This window comes from Methanogenium marinum (assembly GCF_028912405.1).
Lineage (GTDB): Archaea > Halobacteriota > Methanomicrobia > Methanomicrobiales > Methanomicrobiaceae > Methanogenium > Methanogenium marinum.
Genome location: NZ_JAKELO010000002.1, coordinates 71,962 through 88,686, shown reverse-complemented (window position 1 = coordinate 88,686; position 16,725 = coordinate 71,962). Strand labels below are relative to the sequence as shown.

Below are 16,725 nucleotides of genomic sequence, written 5' to 3'. Positions count from 1 at the left end.
GGGTGAACGGCCGTTCGGATGATAAAGGAAAAACCAAATGGGATCATCCAAATATAAAGGCAACAACAGTTGGATACCCTATTTAGGCTTTTTATTGACTGTTTTAATTATTTTTCCTTTTCATCCAAAATTTAAATGGATAATACCGTAAAAGAGATAAATATGAACAATACTTGGAGCGGAATGCTACGGGTATCAGCATATTCATCGGGGGAAGTTTATGGATTATGATACTGTGATTGAACTGATAATCTCGTTTAAAGAAAATATTGAACGGTCAGATATCGAATCCGGAAAAAAGGAAAAAATTCCAAAGAAATTAGTCGCGGATTTGGGGGAATTTTACTGTTTAAAGGAATTGTCAAATCGATTCAAAGAGGTTCAGCCAAAGGGAGGCCAGGGAAGTTATGATATCTGCGTTGGGGAGCACAACAAGAGAATTGAAGTCAAAACCTCCACTCTTAAAAATGATGGATTCTATGACAAAAACGTGGATTTCTGGGGATGGACCGTCTCGCGACAGGGTCAGAAAAAAGAGCATAAATTTGACATTTTAATTGGTGTTGCACTGGATGACTCATGGAGAAGACCAGAATATTACATCTTCAATTACGAAGAGGCGTTTATAAATAATTCAAATGTGGAGTTAAAACGCTTCAAAAGTATTCAAAAGAAAATTCACATCTTCCAAGACGAAAATGACCTGACGGTTGCACAATCGGTTTCACCGGATGGAATCACGGAAAATGAAGGGTATTTCAATCGTCATAAATCAGAGTTCCTTAATGGATGGGACAAAATATGCAGGGATTGATCACTCATCCCCAACCTTTACCATCTATGCCATAAATGAGAAGATTATGACCAACACCTGGCGTGAACTCCTTTACCCGGCAGAATGGGGATTCCGGTTCTTCTTTGTTGCCGCATTGGTTGCCCTCGTCTTCCGTTTCTCAACAACAGAATCCGTATTTGCCTTCTGGGCGATGGTCGCCGGTTGTGCTGTTTGTTTCCTCGTGCAGGTGCGGATTACGATACTCTTCATCCGGGGCAAAATTCCCGCTCCGGGGTTAAGTAAAGCTTAAATAGACCCAAAAACATGCCTGCATCCCCAAAAAAACGTCCACACAGACGGCCGGAGCGGGCCGTTCTCAGCCGGAGACATCAGAGCCATGGTAAGAAAATAAACACTAAAGATGGCGACCAATATGTCCCATTAATACTTTACCCTCACAAAATTCGGGAATCCCTTGATGAAAATAGAGACGGTTAAAGTAGTAATGACCATCCCCATCATGATCGCTTTTTGACATCTTTATATGTGGCTCACAACAAACGGTTCGACTCTCACCACCATTCTCAAAAAGAAATGTGAAATTCCTCTCATTTCTATCATTCCCCTCCAATGAACACTCTTCACTAATGATCAAGCCAAATTCGCGAAGTGCAACATTAAGTTGTTTTCCTTCAGCGATTGATTGGAATTCGTCATTCAATTTTGTGGGGAATAGGATAATATTTTTTGAAAATTTCTCCAATCCACCTTCAAGTGAATTTAATGATTGTTGTATTCGAGGATGGAAAAAAAGGTCAAAAAAAATATTTTTTTATTTCCTCGAAAAAATTGTTTCCATCTTTCGGGAAATGAGCTAATTGACATCTATGAAATGCAAACCAATCATGTATTGAATGAATGAGACATTTTTCATGTATTCCAAGAATGACAATCGGATTTAGGCATACTATGCCTGAATCAGTTAAATGTATGCTTTTTTTGATTTATATGGAAATTCCCGGCAGGAGAGTGTATTTTTGAAAATAACGAATTCTGGCTTTTAAATGTGGAAACGATTCAAAAACAGACTGGTAATCAGTTGATACCCCTGTTCGCAATATACACAAAATAATCCGGTCATTTAAACCATTTTGCAGAAAGTAATTCGGTACCTGATACCAATACCATAGGTAATACCAGTTTCCGGAGAAGCCCTGATGTATACAAAACGCCGCTTTAAAAAAATCATTCCCGGGAAGTTGGATTCCTTTGAAAAGGAAGTCGTATCAGAAGCAGCGGTCACGATATTTGTCAACGGAAGACAGGCCGTAACGGCAATGGCAAGTCCTGATATGCTAAAAGAATATGCAACCGGTTTCCTTCTGACTGAAAGCGTTGTCAGTAATGCGGATGAGATTGAATCCATACAGGTCGAAGGAAACAAAGTGAGTATACTCACCTTAAACCCAAGAAAGATACTGTTCTCCAAAAAAACCGTTCTCTCAGGCTGTGGCGGTACTGCATCCGTAATTGACTATTCCACTCTTCCCTCTGCATCGGATGGAGGTATATTTACCCCTGAGAGGATACAGGATGCGGTATCTCTGGTTAAATCCTGTGTAGAGGATGATAAAACCGGAGAAATTCATTTTGCCGGGCTCTTCACAGCAACAGATGATATTGTAATTGCCGGGGATATCGGGCGGGATAATGCACTTGACAAGGCTATCGGAGCAGCAGTTTTAAAAAATATTTCCCTGACTGAATGCTTTGTGGCAGTGAGCGGGAGGATTTCGTCTGAAATGATTAGGAAATGTCTTTTTACCCGGATTTCTATTATTGTTTCCGGCGGGGAGACAACTTCACTTGCCTGTGATATAGCAGTTGAAAGTAATATGACCCTGATAGGTTCTGTGAGTCCTCAGAAGATGATTATTTATTCCGGCGATCACAGAATCGAAGGAAAACAGAATTGATATCAGATGAAAATACCGAAAATCCCTGTTTTATCAGACAGTGCATAAAATATCTGTTTCATAAACGTTTTTTGCAATAATAAAGAGAAATCTGCTTTCATTTTGCGTTTGGATTCATTTTTAGGGAGATACTCTCCACTCAGAAAAATGTGTGAGCGTTACTCTTATACCCCCCAAAACCCCTTTTGTTACTGTGATAAACGAGCCCCCTTTCAAAAAAATTCTATACTGGTGCCCGAAGTGCAATGTTCCTCTGATTGACAAAAGATGTTCCTGCGGAAGTGAGGCAAAAAAGCTCAATCTGCTCATTCCTTATGAACTCAGACCTGCCCTTTCAGCGGATGTAGCACTCATTAAAAGTCTTATAGAAGAGAAGTTCGGGCCTGTTTTTTTATCTAAAGTCCTTCTGCTTAATAAAACCGGAGGCGCGGACCGTGCCGACCTTGTTATCATGAACGGGGAGCGACTGGGCTGGCTTATATTTGATCCGATTGAGCGAAAGTACGTATTTGATATAGCGGTGGAGGGACTCCCGTTTATTATCAATACTGTGACAAAAGGTATCATCGATATTTATACCCATACAGACTATGCCAAAGCGAAAGGGAGAATTGGCGGGAAAAGACTGGACCTTTTATCCCCTGTGCCGCCCGGAACATATATGGTAAAATATAAACACAGATTTGGCACAGGGATTGTAAAAGAAGACAATAAAATAAAGGTTAAGGAACTGGTAGAGGTTGTTCCACAAAAATTACCGAATCCTGACTGGGATCAGGTTATTCAGAAGAACAGAAATCATCTTAAAAAGCTTGAGCATGCGGCAATCAGGGAAATAAAGCAGCATATGAATGACCGGCCCACCGCGAATGTATCTTTTTCCGGAGGCAAAGACAGCACTGCAATCCTGCAGCTGGCAAAAAAAGCCGGTGTCAAAAAAGCATTTTTCATTGATACCGGTATTGAATTTCCTGAAACTGTCGACTTTATCCGCTCAAAAGATGTGGAGATTATTCAGAAGGGAGGAGACTTCTGGCAGGCTGTTGAAAGGGCAGGCCCTCCTGCAAAGGACAATCGCTGGTGCTGTAAGCTTTTAAAACTGCACCCTCTTAAGATATATCTCTCTGACGTCGGCTCCTGTGTAACGGTGCAGGGCAACCGCTGGTATGAATCATGGAATCGTGCCAGTCTTGAAGAGACCAGTCAGAATCCGGCAAATCCGCTTCAGCTTAATATATCACCAATACGCAGCTGGAGAGCTTTAGAGGTCTATCTCTATTTATGGTGGCAGAAACTGGAGATAAATCCGTTATATGAGAAAGGTCTTGAGAGGATTGGCTGCTATCTCTGCCCGGCGATGCTTGAGAGTGAGTATGAAACTCTCCGCCAGCTTCACCCTGATTATGCAGAACGCTGGGATGAATTCATCGACATGTGGGCTGATAAGAAAGGTCTCCCTGATGAGTTTTTGAACTGGGGACTCTGGAGATGGAGGGGTCTGCCCCCTAAAATGAGGGTAATCTGTAAGGAAAGAGGAGTTTTAGTCAATTATGACTACTCATTAAAGGCAGGGCCTCAGATAAAGAGAACAAAAAAACAGCCTGTCGTAAAAGAAATTCTGCCTGAGCCGTCCGGTGATAAAAAAACGGACCTGGGTTATGACGTATCAGCGATACGAAAGGACTTTCCAATCCTGGGGGATGTCGTTTACCTTGATAATGCAGCGACCAGTTTTTCGCCGGAACCTGTTATTGACGCGATAATTGACTTTGAACACAATTACCGCGCAAATATCGGCCGCGGAGTGCACCGGCTGACACAAATTTCATCGCAGAAATACTGGCATGCACATGAAAAGGTTGCAACGTTTATCGGTGGTGAATCAGGCATCACTGTTTTTACAAAGAATACAACCGAGGGCATCAATATGGTTGCCGGTGGCATTTCCTGGAATCAGGGTGACAGGATTGTTACAACCATTCTCGAACACCATTCCAACCTTCTGCCGTGGAGAGCTTTGTCAAAAAAGGGTGTTTTTGTTGATGTCATAGGACTGAATTCTTCGTATTCTCCTGATCTTTCAGAACTGAAAAAAGTAATCTGCCCGCAGACAAAGCTTGTGGCGGTAACCTATGCATCAAATGTTTTGGGTGTTGTAACACCCGTTAAGGAGATTGCAGAAATATGTCATGAAAACGGCGTCATGCTCCTTGTTGATGGTGCCCAGGCTGTTCCTCATATGCCGGTAAATGTTACTGATATCAGCTGCGACTTTTTTGTGTTTTCCGGTCATAAGATGCTCGGCCCGACAGGAACAGGTGTTTTATGGATGAAAGAAGCATCGATTGAACCACTATTCCTCGGCGGGGGTATGGTTGAATCCGTAACCGGTGAGGGCTTTACACCAGAGAGCGGTTATAAAAAGTACGAGGCAGGAACTCCGAATATTTCAGGCGGAATTGCTCTGGGAGTTGCGGCTGACTACCTTTCAGGGATAGGAATGGATGCTGTGCGGGAGTATGAGGAGACTCTCACAAACAGGCTTATTGAGAGACTGAAGAAGATACCGGGAGTTACTGTTTATTCACCCGGGCGTCCTGAAGATCGTATCGGTGTGGTATCGTTTAATGTTGAAGGATTCCGGCCGCATGGAATAGCACAGGAGCTTGATGAGAACGCAGATATTATGGTGCGTTCAGGATATCACTGCTGTCAGCCTTTAATGGAATATCTTGGATTAAAGGAAGGAACCGTCCGGGCAAGTATAGGACTTTACAACACAATGCATGAGATTGACCTTTTAATAGCGTCAATTGAAGAGATTGTCGGGTGATAATCAGAAATGGTATTTATTCAACAGCAATTAATTCCATTATAATTCACTACCATACCCTTAGAAAATCGTATCAGGTCAGGGAGAGCAAAGTCAAACTGATAATATATAATCTCTGAGACAGGTGACAAAAAAAATATTTTTTGCTGCTGGTCGTTGAGGAATTCTCTACAGAGCCCAAAAAGTATACATGCCGGCTTTCCAAACGTCTTCATATGGCGCTGACCATTATAGAACGTATCTGTGGCTTTCTCGGACACCCCACTGAAACATTTCGGAATACAAAAACAGATACGGTGAAAGCCGCGTTTCTCTACTATACACTGATTCTTCTCCTCAATGCGGTGCTCTCGGTAATCATAGCGATTTTGATTATAAGAGGTATACATCTGGGGAGTTCGGCGATCGGCGGATCGGTGTGGATGGGTCTTCCGGGGGCGTTCTTTAGCACCCTTGTTGAGGGGTTCATTCTCCTGTTTGTCGGTGGTCTCTGGCTTCATCTCCTGGTGTACATCGTCGGTGGGAGAAAGCAAATCGACCAGACGTTCAAGGCGTTCATGTATGGGGCAACACCATACCTGCTCCTCGGGTGGATGCCCATTGTGAACCTCATCGCCGGTATCTGGGCTATCAGCATCGGGATTATCGGGATCAGGGAACTACATGAAATATCCACCCGGCGGGCGGTCTTCGCAGGACTAATCTGGGCCATCAGCTTTGGAATTATTTTTATTGCGTTAATCTATGGCTTCGTCTCATTTTAGGGTTAATCGAGGATGTGCTCGCAGACATAGTTAATCCGGGGTCCCACAATAATTATTCAATACCCTAAGGAGACTATTTTTGGTGTGGATACCATAAATCACTCCGATTATTTGTCTGTACAGGTAATCTGCCCATCTGGGATTATTCCCAAAATATAAGCACACCGTTTTCAAATTTAGTATAATACCATTTTTTTTATCAAAATCGTGTGGATATGGATTATAGTTATTCCCGTATTCAACAATGGAAACATCGGTTTCCTGTCCTGGTATAAGCTCATATCTGAATCATAAAAAAACAGTTATATTCTATAAATAGATACCTTGAAACCATAGAATGAAAGTGAGGATATGCAAAATAAGATATATTTTCAATTTTTTTTGATCTTATGTATGGTGTTTCTGATTATACCGGCAGTTCAGGCAGATGAACTCTTCAATATTTCAAAAATAGATTCCCCTGATACAGTCTCGATGGACTATTCAAAAACACCTCTCGGTACCACCGATGCACTTCTGGGTTATATACAATATCTTAGTGATCTGACTGAGGAACTGGTTGATTTCATCGCAAGCATATTTGATATGCTCGGAATGGAAGATGACCCACAGGTGAATGATCTCATGACTGAACTGAACCAGAGCAGGGATATGATCAAACCATAATCATTTTGGATTATTGATTTGGGAGAATCAGCCATGGATAATAGATATGGCTGAGGAATACAGGATGGGCCATTTTCAGGATAATTCTTCGTTTTTCCAGCGCAGGAAACAGACGTCACCTCCTAAAAGAGGATTGAACGGATCAGATGGTGTGGGTATCACATCCTCTCTTCAGGGCGGTAGTTCCTTCCCCCCGGAGACTGTTAAGTGCCATTGTTTTGACTACCTGTGAGAATGACAGAGAATATAGGAGCGTGTTTTTGGGATGGCGGTATCGATTCTATTCGTTATTCCAGGAGAGGCATAGGCACCGGCACCTATGTCAAGGTGATCGGTGGAATGGACTGATACGTTATTTAATTCAGGCGATATCTGGTTATTATACCTGCCAGAGGCGTAACAATGATGTTCCCTGAAACTGATGGCGGGAAAAAATAATAAAAAAAGTATAGAATCCTGAAGGTATGTTATCGTTTTTCAGACAGCATCTGAATTGTTCTCACTTTCTTTTGCTGCATCAGCATATTTCTTAAAAAAAGCCCTGATATTCTCCGCTTCGATATTTCCAATATTGAGCTGACGGATGATTGAATCAATCTCATTTGCCTGTTCTTTTATCTGATCAGCAATTTCAAGATTTTCGAGGTCAGAAATGCCGATGATGACCTGCAACGGGTTTCGTATTTGGTCATTCAGTTCCGCAATATGTTCGACCTTCACCAGAAGTTCACTGATATTTTTCAACAGTTCCCTGAATTTTTGCTCACTTTCCTGAAGCGCTTTTATTGACCTTTGATATTCAGTGATGTCTTCAAGAATAATGGTAATTCCAGGTGAACCATCTGCAAAAACGGTAGGAATTACTTTCATTTTAAAGAAGAGCTCTTCTGTATCTTTCAGTATTTTTATCTCTTCAGTTACTTCTTCCCCTCCCAGAGCCTGATTGACTTTTGCCTGAAGATCTACTCCGGTATTGTAGGGGAGCAAAATATCCTGGATATTTTCATCGATAATATCGTCTTTACTGCGCTGAAGAAGTGATATAATATTGTTATTTACCTGTACGATTTTAAGGGTATTATTCAGGACAATGACGTAATCAGATGATAGATTCATCATCGCAGATATCGGCACCCGATGTGAGATGAAATATACCTTGGACTGACCATAGGTTTCCATATCGACTTCGCCGGACGTCCGCAGAACATCCAGGTAATGTCCTATGGTAATCCTGTTCATCCCAACAATTTCTGTAATCTGCGTAACTGACATGCCTCGTGGATTCTGTTTCAAAATCTCAAGAATCTTTGTCAGTCCTTTATGATTTTCTTTCATAAGCATGTGATATACGGTTACCATCATATATAATAGTTATTTTCTCTGCCTATCAATACCAATATACACACCAATGTAATCATATTGGCATGCAATTTCACCCTCTTTTTTCGTTCGCCCAAAGAACAATTCAGTATAACGTGCGGTGGATTCAAAAATTGTCATCTGACCTTCAATACCCTAAGGAGACTTTTTTTGTGGATACCATAAATCACTCCAATTATTTGTCTGTACAATCAATTCACCCATCAGGAATTATTCCCAAAAAATAAACAGAACGTTTTCAAATTTAGTATAATATCATTTTGGTTTTCAATCAAAATCGTGTGGATATGCCATATAGTTATTCCCTTATTCACTACTTGGTACCTGACTGGATGAGACACATAGTATTCAGGAAAACGGATGAACACATTCCTGATGGTTTACCCGGAGTGAATTCAGGTTTCTGGTGAGAGACAGGAGGATACATTTTCCCTTTCTGCCTGTTGCAGTGCCTTTTATCTTTATATCCATTCAATGAGAGAGACTATTCATACAAATGTCAGGCCTGCCTGACACATATGAAAAACAAAGGATGTCTTACAATACAATGAAACTTGGTGTGCTTTTTTCCGGCGGCAAAGACTCAGTATATGCCACATATCAGGCAATGCAGAAAGAAGAGGTTTCCTGTCTTATCGCTCTTGTATCTGAAAATAGTGAGAGTTACATGTTCCATACGCCAAATATTCATCTCACGTCATTACAGGCAGAGGCGATGGGCATTCCCATACTGGAGTATATCACAAAAGGGGTTGAAGAAGAGGAACTTGAAGACTTAAAAAAAGCGATAACCCTTGCGGTGGAGCAATATGGTATTGAGGGCATTGTAACGGGGGCCGTTCTCTCTGTGTACCAGGCCACCCGGATTCAGAAAATTTGTGATGCCCTTAGTCTCTGGTGTTATAATCCGCTCTGGCACATTGACCAGGACTGGTATATGCAGACGCTGATTGATGAGGGATTTGTTGTCATTGTCTCCGGGGTATTCTCTGCTCCATTTGATGAAACCTGGCTGGGAAGACGTATTGACAATGAAGCACTCCGCCTCTTGCGAATATATGCAGCAAAATATGGTATCACCCTCACCGGCGAAGGGGGAGAACTTGAGACTCTGGTGACTGACGCACCGTTTTTCACCAAAAAACTTGTTATCCTCCGGTCAGAGTCAGTATATGCGAATTACAACGGCCGGTTTAGCATTCAACACGCTGAGGTGAGAGATAAATTATCCTTCTGATAGACCTCTGTTACCGTCCGGGTTCTCTTGGCGAAGATGAATTCGTCCGCCCAATTGCAGATATTGTGAAGGGGTGTGGATATCAATATGAAATCTGTCATTTTACCGAATGGGAGCACCTGAAAAAAGATACCATAGATGCCGTGATTCTCTGCGGGACGCCGCTGAAAGACAATCTGTTTTCTGAAATGAAAGATTGTTTCACATGGATTCCGGAACAATCAATCCCGGTTCTGGGAATATGTGCCGGTATGCAGGCGGTAATTCTTGCATATGGCGGCAGTATCGAAGCGAATCCGGAAATTGGTATGACTTCTGTCCGGTGCAGAGTATCAGATGATCCGATATTTTGTGAGGATGCGTGGATAGCGTATGAACTGCACCGGTTTGCCACCGTCCCCGGGAATGAATTTACCGTTATCGCAGAATCAGATACCTGCATTCAGGCAGTGCGGCATCAGGCAAACCCGGTGTATGGAGTCATGTTTCACCCGGAGGTGCGTAACACATGGGTGGTGGAACGGTTTCTCACAACGTTTGTCAGTCATGAGACATAATCCGGTAAAAGAAACCAAATTACGTATGCATAAATAATCTGTAATAGAAAAACCTGTACAGATGAGAGGGTGTAATACCGGGGAAAATAAACCTGCCCGACGGGGAAGGCCCCGAAAAAGACGATTTTTGAATAAGGATTCACAATACCGCTGTTTTCAGCCATGCTGCAATCCTGATACTGAGGGGCGGGTGAATGTACTTGAACCGGAAGAGCTTGAAGCCCTCAGACTGGTCGATTTACTGGATTATGACCAGGAAACTGCAGCGGAACATATGGGTGTCTCAAGAAAAACCCTGTGGCGTGATCTTCATGAAGGTCGCAGAAAAGTTGTGGAAGTCCTTGTTGAAGGCAAACGGCTTGAAATGTCAGGCTGTGCAGATTCAGAAACTGAAAAATGCTGCTGCAGAAACCGGGGATGCAGGTATACAGAAGATACGTCCGGTGAAAAACAGGCCAAGCAGTAAATTCAGATCTTTCTGCGTCTGAATTCGTGGTCAGGCCCGTGTCAGGAATAAATCTGCATATTCCCGGCAGACCTCTCCACCGAGTGTTGGCTTAAGGGATTCCAGCCAGAGGAAAAATCCTGTCATCTGGGGAGTTCGTTTACTTTCAACACGGAACCCGCCTGATTTTCTGACAACGACTTTCAGATATTCTTTCTTGTTTCGTGACCGAAGGTATATGACCGGCTCAAATTCCGGGATATCCAGTGCAATGATTATTTTTGAGAATTCTTTGCTGATTTTTTCCTGATCATATGGCGTGCCTTTTATGAGCAGTTTTTTTCCTTTCCATATTTCCTTCGATCCTGATTCATAAAGGGCACCTAATAGCAGTTTTTTTGCCAGAGGCGGGAGTTCATCCTTCTCACTAAACTCTTCTTTTGGTCTGCCGGCAGTTATTTCTGCAAGAACTCTGTCCCTTCGGTAATCATGAATGAGTTTGTAGTCAAAGGGTCGCCGTGGCTGAAGGGCCGAAACGTCGATAAGTTTTGCGTTTTTGAGTGGTTTGCGTGGAATGCCTCTGGTTGAATTACTATTCAGAAGATGTTTCAGTGTCTCACATGACTTTGTTACGATAAGGACACTCTCTGTTTCATGCATCAGTTTTTTGACCACTGATGATCGTGAGATGTCAACAGACGAAAAAAGAACAAATGGCACCGTTATCTGGCCATAGAGGTATCCAAAAAGTTTCTTTTTATAGTGGACCTCTTCTCTGAGTTCTTTTAATTCTGTCCCGGATGTGACGACCTCTGCAAATCCTACCTTTCCGTCTCCTCCGACAAAGAGCATATCCACTTCAGCAATATCCTGCCCATTGCCGCGAACATTGATATCTCCCCGATTCGAAAAATACAGGCCATTCTGCCCAAATTTTGCGGGGATTGAGGGGAAGGGTGCATCTGCTCCTTTCCGGACGATATATGTGATGTTGTTTGACCTGCGTGAAAATTCCAGCAGCATTTCATACATCAGAGATTCAAACCATCGTCCTTCCGCTGCACGCATGGTTGAAATGTCCTCTGAAAAAAGCTGCTTTTTTTCAATTTTTTTCAGGTGCCGGATTGCCCGTACTGAAATTGCTTTGTTTGGATTACAGGATCTAAAAGATTCCTTTATCCACCTAAGAGTATTCATGTCTAAACCTGTTTTTTATTCAGGCAATGCGGAATAGAGTATAATGATATTGATATAATAATCCGTGTTGCCTGCACTTACTTTCAACCGGATACTATATTAGAGTGGCGAACGTTTCTTTTGACTGACGCCGAACTGAAGGTACCTGATCAGGGCATTTTTAAAAAAAAATATTTTTCGATTATATGTTTTCAGGATACTGCACTTTGTTGTGCTCCTGAATTATTGTAAGATTAATATTTGCCGTGTCAGACTTTTGTGTATTCGCTGGTAAAATTTCCTGACTACGGTAAATTCCTTTTCTGCAAGTGGCTGGATATCCACATGAGTCACAATGACACATCGTCCGCCTGGTTTGACAATTCTCCGAATTTCACGCAGTGAATCCGAGTACAGCTGGTCCATTGACTCTGCCATGATGCACACAGAATGACCATAGGGCAGGTCAGTTACCACAGCATCAATGGAATTGTCCCCAAGGGGAAGAGTCGTTGCATCCGCAAGGAAGAGATCGGTTTCCGGCAGATTTTTGCTGCAGCCTTCAATCATCATCGGGTCCATATCACTTCCGATTATTTTCATTCCGCAGAGTTTTGCCTCCAGAAGCACGCCACCTGTTCCGCAGAATGGGTCACAGATGAGATCTCCTGGTTTTGCCTGCGAAAGGTTCACCAGGGTGCGGGCAGTGAGTGGCATCATCACACCAGGGTGAAAGAACGGCCTGCGCATTGGATTTCTGTACTGGTAACTCCCTCTGTCGATATGCAGAATAACCCGCCCGAAATAACATATGGTGCCGGCGATAAGGGCACGATATTCAGTCACGGGTGCATCCAGTGAGACAGGGCCATCTATATTCGAGCCTATCAGCTTCTCAAGTGAGAGCTGTGACATTGTTGTAGGGGCATCCACCATCTTCCGTACGCGTGCGGCAAATGTCTCTTCAGTTGTAATAGAGAGTGCCTGAAGCATGGTGGTGATACTGGCTTTATTGGCATCGCATCTGCCCAGAAATTCCATGACGGTATGTGCCATAGCGAGTTTGCCACAGGCAACAGGGTCCGGGCATTCAACTACAGCTACCTGTGTTGCTTTTTCTTCTATGCAGGCGAATGCTTCAGCTTCTGCAAACGGAAGTTCAGGATGCTCTCCGGAGAGCTCAAGGATACATTTCATATGCGGGTATAATTCTACTCCATCCGGAGGGATAACTTCTTTGGAATTGGTATGAATACGTCCTGACAACTCATTTTTGGCAATACTGCCGTGAATTGTTCGGAAAAAAAGAAGAAGGTATTTTCAGATTATTTTATTTTGTCTTTTAGGTCCTTAAAAAATCCTTTTGACCCATGGCCGGATTCTTTATTCCCTTCCAGTTCAAGGATTTTTTCATATAATTCCTTCTCCTCTGAACCAGGGTGCTTTGGAACGACAATTTTCATTCTGACGAGCAGGTCTCCCGGCCTTCCACGCCGGCGAACGCCTTCTCCTGAGATCTTGAGCGCCATATTATACTGCACACCCGCCGGCACTTTCAGATCAATTTTCCTGCCATCAATTGTCTTAATCGTAATCGATGAACCCACCACTGCCTGGGCAGGAGTTATATCAGCTTTGGTCTCAAGATTGTCGCCAATACGGGTGAATACCGAATTCGGGGCGATATGCATCTCAATAAAGAGGTCACCATTTGGAGCACCTGCATCACCGGCTTCTCCGTATCCTTCCATCCTCAGGCGCATACCACTCTCAACCCCCGCAGGGATATTGACGGTAATTGTCCTCTTTACCCGTGAATGGCCGCTGCCATTGCAGGTTTTGCAGCGTTCTTCAGGGATCCGACCAGATCCCCCACACTGGGAACAGGTTGCCATACTGACAAACTGGCCAAATGGAGTATTATTTGCACGACGTTCCTGTCCGCTTCCACCACAACGGGGGCAGACATTCGTCTTTTTAGTTGCACTCCCTGTCCCGTCACAGGCAGAACAGGGTTCATTGTGCATCACATCAATGTCCCTGTCTACGCCAAAGACTGCATCCTGCAGGGTGATTTGTATGCGCATTAAGAGGTCAGACCCGCTCTGTGGCCCCTGTGAACCGCGTCCGCCGCCGAAGAATGAATCAAAGATATCTCCGAATCCCCCAAAGTCTGCGTTAAATCCGCCAGACCCGTGTCCACCGCCCTGGTATGAACCTTTTGAAGCGTTGGTATAGGAATCATGGCCCAGTTGATCATACTGGGACCGTTTCTGGGAGTCAGAGAGGACACTGTAAGCCTCATTTATCTCTTTGAATTTCTCCTCTGCGTTCTCCTCCTTGTTAATGTCCGGGTGATATTTCTTTGTCAGACTCCGGTATGCACGTTTCAGCTCCTTTTCATCGGCATTACGCGGAACATTAAGGATATCGTAGTAATTTTTCCCGGACATCCTGCTCACTCTTTCTTTTCGTCCTGAACTTCATAGTCTGCATCGACAACGGAATCGTCATCCTCTGCAGATGCCTGAGGTTCACCGGTTTCACCCGCAGCCTGTGCTTCAGCAGCAGCTTCCTGATACAGACGGATGGTTACTGCATAAACTGCTTCTGTGAGTGCCTCGGTTTCGGTCTTGATGGTCTCTGTTACGTCACCTTCAAGAGCGGTTTTTACCTTCTCTGCGGCATCCTCAATGGACTTCTTCTCATCTTCCGTGATTTTGTCAGCAGAGTCCTTCAGAAGTTTTTCAGAGGTGAAAACAGCAGTATCTGCGTTATTGCGGATTTCGATATCTTCGCGCTTCTGCTTGTCCTCTTCCTCATAATCTTTGGCTTTATTGACCATCTCATCAATTTCATCATCAGAGAGATGTTTGTCACCGGAGATTGTGATGTTCTGTTCGTTTCCGCTTCCAAGGTCTTTTGCCGAGACATTGATGATACCGTTTGCATCGATATCGAATGTCACTTCAATCTGCGGAATGCCACGGGGTGCAGGTGGAATACCGGTCAGCTGGAATTTACCGAGGGTAAAGTTGTCTTTGGCAAGAGCACGTTCACCCTGCACAACATGAATTTCAACACTTGTCTGCTTGTCTGCTGCAGTGGTAAAGATCTGGCTTTTTCGTGTCGGGATGGTGGTGTTTCGTTCAATGAGTTTTGTAGCAATTCCACCCATTGTTTCAATGGAGAGGGTGAGCGGTGTGACATCCAGAAGGACAACATCTTTTGTTTCACCGGTCAGAACTCCACCCTGAATTGCAGCACCAAGTGCAACACATTCGTCTGGATTGAGACCTTTGTCTGCGTCCTTTTTCAGGATATCTTTGACTTTCTCCTGAACCATCGGTACGCGTGTTGAACCGCCAACGAGGAGGACGTGGTCGATTCCACCTGCGGTGAGACCAGCATCGTCAAGAGCCTGTCTGACCGGGCCCAGGGTTTTGTCGACCAGTTTCCCAATCAGCTGCTCAAACTTTGCACGGGTAAGGTCGATATCGAGGAATTTGGGGCCTGCTGCGTCTGTTGTGATATACGGCAGGTTGATATTTGTCTTCTGGAGCGTTGAAAGCTCTTTTTTTGCATTTTCTGCTGCATCACGGAGACGCTGCATGGCCATTGGATCTTTGGTAAGGTCAATACCTTCCTGCTTTTTGAATTCATCAACAAGGTATGTCATGACACACTGGTCAAAGTCATCTCCACCAAGATGGTTGTCTCCGGCTGTTGCCTGCACTTCAAAGACACCGTCACCCAGTGTCATCACAGAGACATCGAATGTACCGCCACCGAGATCATAGACAAGGACTGTTGATTCTTCTTCTTTGTCAATGCCGTATGCAAGAGCACTTGCGGTCGGTTCATTGATGATACGCATGACTTCAAGGCCTGCAATTTTACCTGCGTCTTTGGTTGCCTGACGCTGGGAATCATTGAAGTATGCAGGGACGGTGATGACCGCTTTGGTAATCTTTTCACCGAGGTATCCTTCAGCATCTGTCTTCATCTTCTGAAGAATCATTGCTGATATTTCCTGCGGGGTGTACTCCTTATCATCAATCTTGACTTTCCGGGTCGATCCCATATCACGTTTAATTGAGATGATTGTACGTCCGGGGTTGGTGACTGCCTGCCTCTTTGCGACATTTCCAACCAGACGTTCTCCTTCTTTAGAGAATGCAACAACGGATGGTGTTGTCCGTCCGCCTTCTGCATTTGGAATGACGATGGATTTTCCGCCTTCCATAATTGACATACATGAGTTTGTTGTACCAAGGTCAATTCCGAGAATCTTTTCTGATGCCATAATTTTATGCCTCTGTTGTTTTTCCCTGTGACACTGCGACTCGTGCGCAGCGAATTACTTTCCCTTTTCTGCTGTATCCCGGTTCGATTTCATCAATGACTGTTCCTTCATTACAGTCTGAAGGTACATATGCCACTGCTTCCTGTGTCTCCGGGTCAAATGGAAGATTCAGACATTCGATCTTAGTGATATCATGATGGTCCATGACTGATTCAAGAAGTTTATGAATCTGTTCGACTCCTTCACGAAGGGTGCTTTCATCTGATGCCAGTGCCCGTTCGATGTTGTCAGCAATAACCAGCACTTCACGTGCAAATTGTTCCACAGCACGGTTCGAGCGATCTTCTGTTTCACGTGAGACCCGTCTTTTATAGTTCTCAAAATCAGCAGCAAGCCTCAGGTACCGTTTGTTTTGATCATCGCACTCTCTGTAGAGTTCAACCAGACGTTCAGCGTCTGTCAGTTCGGTCTGATCATTTTCTGCCATATCAACGGACGGGGTGCCATCCAAAGGAGCAGATGTTTCATCTTTTTTCATGTCTGGATTATCTGTCATGATTTCACCTGCCGGGTGGCATATCGTGATCGATATACATAATTTATGGTCAGG

At 43.8% G+C, this 16,725-nt stretch carries 17 protein-coding genes; 10 read left to right on the top strand and 7 right to left on the bottom strand.

The genetic code is table 11. The features are described 5' to 3' along the window. The first annotated feature begins 220 nt into the window (after positions 1–220). Both L0665_RS00785 and L0665_RS00780 read left to right on the top strand, forming a co-directional pair. Complete coding sequence (locus L0665_RS00785) at positions 221–814, top strand: hypothetical protein (protein ID WP_274923827.1); 594 nt, start codon at positions 221–223, stop codon at positions 812–814. After that, positions 786–1,085: a hypothetical protein gene (locus L0665_RS00780; protein ID WP_274923826.1), complete on the top strand. Its 300-nt coding sequence runs from the start codon at positions 786–788 to the stop codon at positions 1,083–1,085. Before L0665_RS00785 ends, L0665_RS00780 begins: the two co-directional genes overlap by 29 nt. A 105-nt stretch (positions 1,086–1,190) precedes the next feature. On the opposite strand, the gene L0665_RS00775 is transcribed toward L0665_RS00780, so the two are convergent. Next, complete coding sequence (locus L0665_RS00775; RefSeq protein ID WP_274923825.1) at positions 1,191–1,496, bottom strand: hypothetical protein; 306 nt, start codon at positions 1,494–1,496, stop codon at positions 1,191–1,193. 496 nt (positions 1,497–1,992) lie between these two features. Here L0665_RS00775 and fdhD point away from each other — a divergent pair, with 496 nt between their 5' ends. The 5 genes from fdhD to L0665_RS00750 all read left to right on the top strand — a co-directional run bounded on the left by fdhD (position 1,993) and on the right by L0665_RS00750 (position 7,246). Further along, entirely contained in the window at positions 1,993–2,751 is a 759-nt protein-coding gene (gene fdhD / locus L0665_RS00770; RefSeq protein ID WP_274923824.1) for a formate dehydrogenase accessory sulfurtransferase FdhD, read from the top strand. A 193-nt stretch (positions 2,752–2,944) separates the two neighbouring features. Further along, complete coding sequence (locus L0665_RS00765; RefSeq protein ID WP_274923823.1) at positions 2,945–5,584, top strand: aminotransferase class V-fold PLP-dependent enzyme; 2,640 nt, start codon at positions 2,945–2,947, stop codon at positions 5,582–5,584. Between the two features lie 215 nt (positions 5,585–5,799). Further along, positions 5,800–6,348 (top strand): YIP1 family protein, encoded by a 549-nt coding sequence (locus L0665_RS00760; RefSeq protein WP_274923822.1) that lies wholly within the window; start codon positions 5,800–5,802, stop codon positions 6,346–6,348. A 393-nt stretch (positions 6,349–6,741) separates the two neighbouring features. Further along, complete coding sequence (locus L0665_RS00755) at positions 6,742–7,014, top strand: hypothetical protein (RefSeq protein WP_274923821.1); 273 nt, start codon at positions 6,742–6,744, stop codon at positions 7,012–7,014. 46 nt (positions 7,015–7,060) lie between these two features. Then, positions 7,061–7,246, top strand: a complete 186-nt coding sequence (locus L0665_RS00750) for a hypothetical protein (RefSeq protein ID WP_274923820.1) — start codon at positions 7,061–7,063, stop codon at positions 7,244–7,246. A gap of 245 nt (positions 7,247–7,491) precedes the next feature. Here the strand turns inward: L0665_RS00750 and L0665_RS00745 are convergent, their stop codons facing one another. Then, positions 7,492–8,349, bottom strand: coding sequence for a PAS domain-containing protein (locus L0665_RS00745; RefSeq protein ID WP_274923819.1), 858 nt, complete (start codon positions 8,347–8,349; stop codon positions 7,492–7,494). A 592-nt stretch (positions 8,350–8,941) separates the two neighbouring features. On the opposite strand from L0665_RS00745, the gene L0665_RS00740 reads away from it, so the two are divergent. From L0665_RS00740 to L0665_RS00730, 3 genes are all read left to right on the top strand, one after another. Continuing rightward, on the top strand, positions 8,942–9,631 hold the full coding sequence (locus L0665_RS00740) for a diphthine--ammonia ligase (RefSeq protein WP_274923818.1): 690 nt from the start codon (positions 8,942–8,944) through the stop codon (positions 9,629–9,631). Next, on the top strand, positions 9,619–10,188 hold the full coding sequence (locus tag L0665_RS00735) for a type 1 glutamine amidotransferase (RefSeq protein WP_274925691.1): 570 nt from the start codon (positions 9,619–9,621) through the stop codon (positions 10,186–10,188). Before L0665_RS00740 ends, L0665_RS00735 begins: the two co-directional genes overlap by 13 nt. Positions 10,189–10,249: 61 nt before the next feature. Continuing rightward, positions 10,250–10,654 carry a DUF134 domain-containing protein gene (locus L0665_RS00730; protein WP_274923817.1) on the top strand — a complete coding sequence of 135 codons (405 nt, stop codon included), beginning with the start codon at positions 10,250–10,252 and terminating at the stop codon, positions 10,652–10,654. 30 nt (positions 10,655–10,684) lie between these two features. On the opposite strand, the gene L0665_RS00725 is transcribed toward L0665_RS00730, so the two are convergent. The 5 genes from L0665_RS00725 to L0665_RS00705 all read right to left on the bottom strand — a co-directional run bounded on the left by L0665_RS00725 (position 10,685) and on the right by L0665_RS00705 (position 16,671). Further along, positions 10,685–11,830, bottom strand: coding sequence for a hypothetical protein (locus tag L0665_RS00725; RefSeq protein WP_274923816.1), 1,146 nt, complete (start codon positions 11,828–11,830; stop codon positions 10,685–10,687). 222 nt (positions 11,831–12,052) lie between these two features. After that, positions 12,053–13,006: a methyltransferase domain-containing protein gene (locus L0665_RS00720; protein ID WP_274923815.1), complete on the bottom strand. Its 954-nt coding sequence runs from the start codon at positions 13,004–13,006 to the stop codon at positions 12,053–12,055. Between the two features lie 128 nt (positions 13,007–13,134). Continuing rightward, entirely contained in the window at positions 13,135–14,262 is a 1,128-nt protein-coding gene (gene dnaJ / locus L0665_RS00715; protein ID WP_274923814.1) for a molecular chaperone DnaJ, read from the bottom strand. Positions 14,263–14,267: 5 nt separating this feature from the next. Then, positions 14,268–16,115 (bottom strand): molecular chaperone DnaK, encoded by a 1,848-nt coding sequence (gene dnaK, locus L0665_RS00710; RefSeq protein ID WP_274923813.1) that lies wholly within the window; start codon positions 16,113–16,115, stop codon positions 14,268–14,270. A 4-nt stretch (positions 16,116–16,119) separates the two neighbouring features. Further along, entirely contained in the window at positions 16,120–16,671 is a 552-nt protein-coding gene (locus L0665_RS00705; RefSeq protein ID WP_274923812.1) for a nucleotide exchange factor GrpE, read from the bottom strand. Positions 16,672–16,725 lie beyond the last annotated feature (54 nt).

Coding starts and splice junctions, on each gene's coding strand:
- L0665_RS00785 (WP_274923827.1), top strand. CDS start 221: ATGGATTATGATACTGTGATTGAACTGATAATCTCGTTTAAAGAAAAT.
- L0665_RS00780 (WP_274923826.1), top strand. CDS start 786: ATGGATGGGACAAAATATGCAGGGATTGATCACTCATCCCCAACCTTT.
- fdhD (WP_274923824.1), top strand. CDS start 1,993: ATGTATACAAAACGCCGCTTTAAAAAAATCATTCCCGGGAAGTTGGAT.
- L0665_RS00760 (WP_274923822.1), top strand. CDS start 5,800: ATGGCGCTGACCATTATAGAACGTATCTGTGGCTTTCTCGGACACCCC.
- L0665_RS00755 (WP_274923821.1), top strand. CDS start 6,742: ATGGTGTTTCTGATTATACCGGCAGTTCAGGCAGATGAACTCTTCAAT.
- L0665_RS00750 (WP_274923820.1), top strand. CDS start 7,061: ATGGCTGAGGAATACAGGATGGGCCATTTTCAGGATAATTCTTCGTTT.
- L0665_RS00745 (WP_274923819.1), bottom strand. CDS start 8,349: ATGAAAGAAAATCATAAAGGACTGACAAAGATTCTTGAGATTTTGAAA.
- L0665_RS00740 (WP_274923818.1), top strand. CDS start 8,942: ATGAAACTTGGTGTGCTTTTTTCCGGCGGCAAAGACTCAGTATATGCC.
- L0665_RS00730 (WP_274923817.1), top strand. CDS start 10,250: ATGAGAGGGTGTAATACCGGGGAAAATAAACCTGCCCGACGGGGAAGG.
- L0665_RS00725 (WP_274923816.1), bottom strand. CDS start 11,830: ATGAATACTCTTAGGTGGATAAAGGAATCTTTTAGATCCTGTAATCCA.
- L0665_RS00720 (WP_274923815.1), bottom strand. CDS start 13,006: ATGAAATGTATCCTTGAGCTCTCCGGAGAGCATCCTGAACTTCCGTTT.
- dnaJ (WP_274923814.1), bottom strand. CDS start 14,262: ATGTCCGGGAAAAATTACTACGATATCCTTAATGTTCCGCGTAATGCC.
- dnaK (WP_274923813.1), bottom strand. CDS start 16,115: ATGGCATCAGAAAAGATTCTCGGAATTGACCTTGGTACAACAAACTCA.
- L0665_RS00705 (WP_274923812.1), bottom strand. CDS start 16,671: ATGACAGATAATCCAGACATGAAAAAAGATGAAACATCTGCTCCTTTG.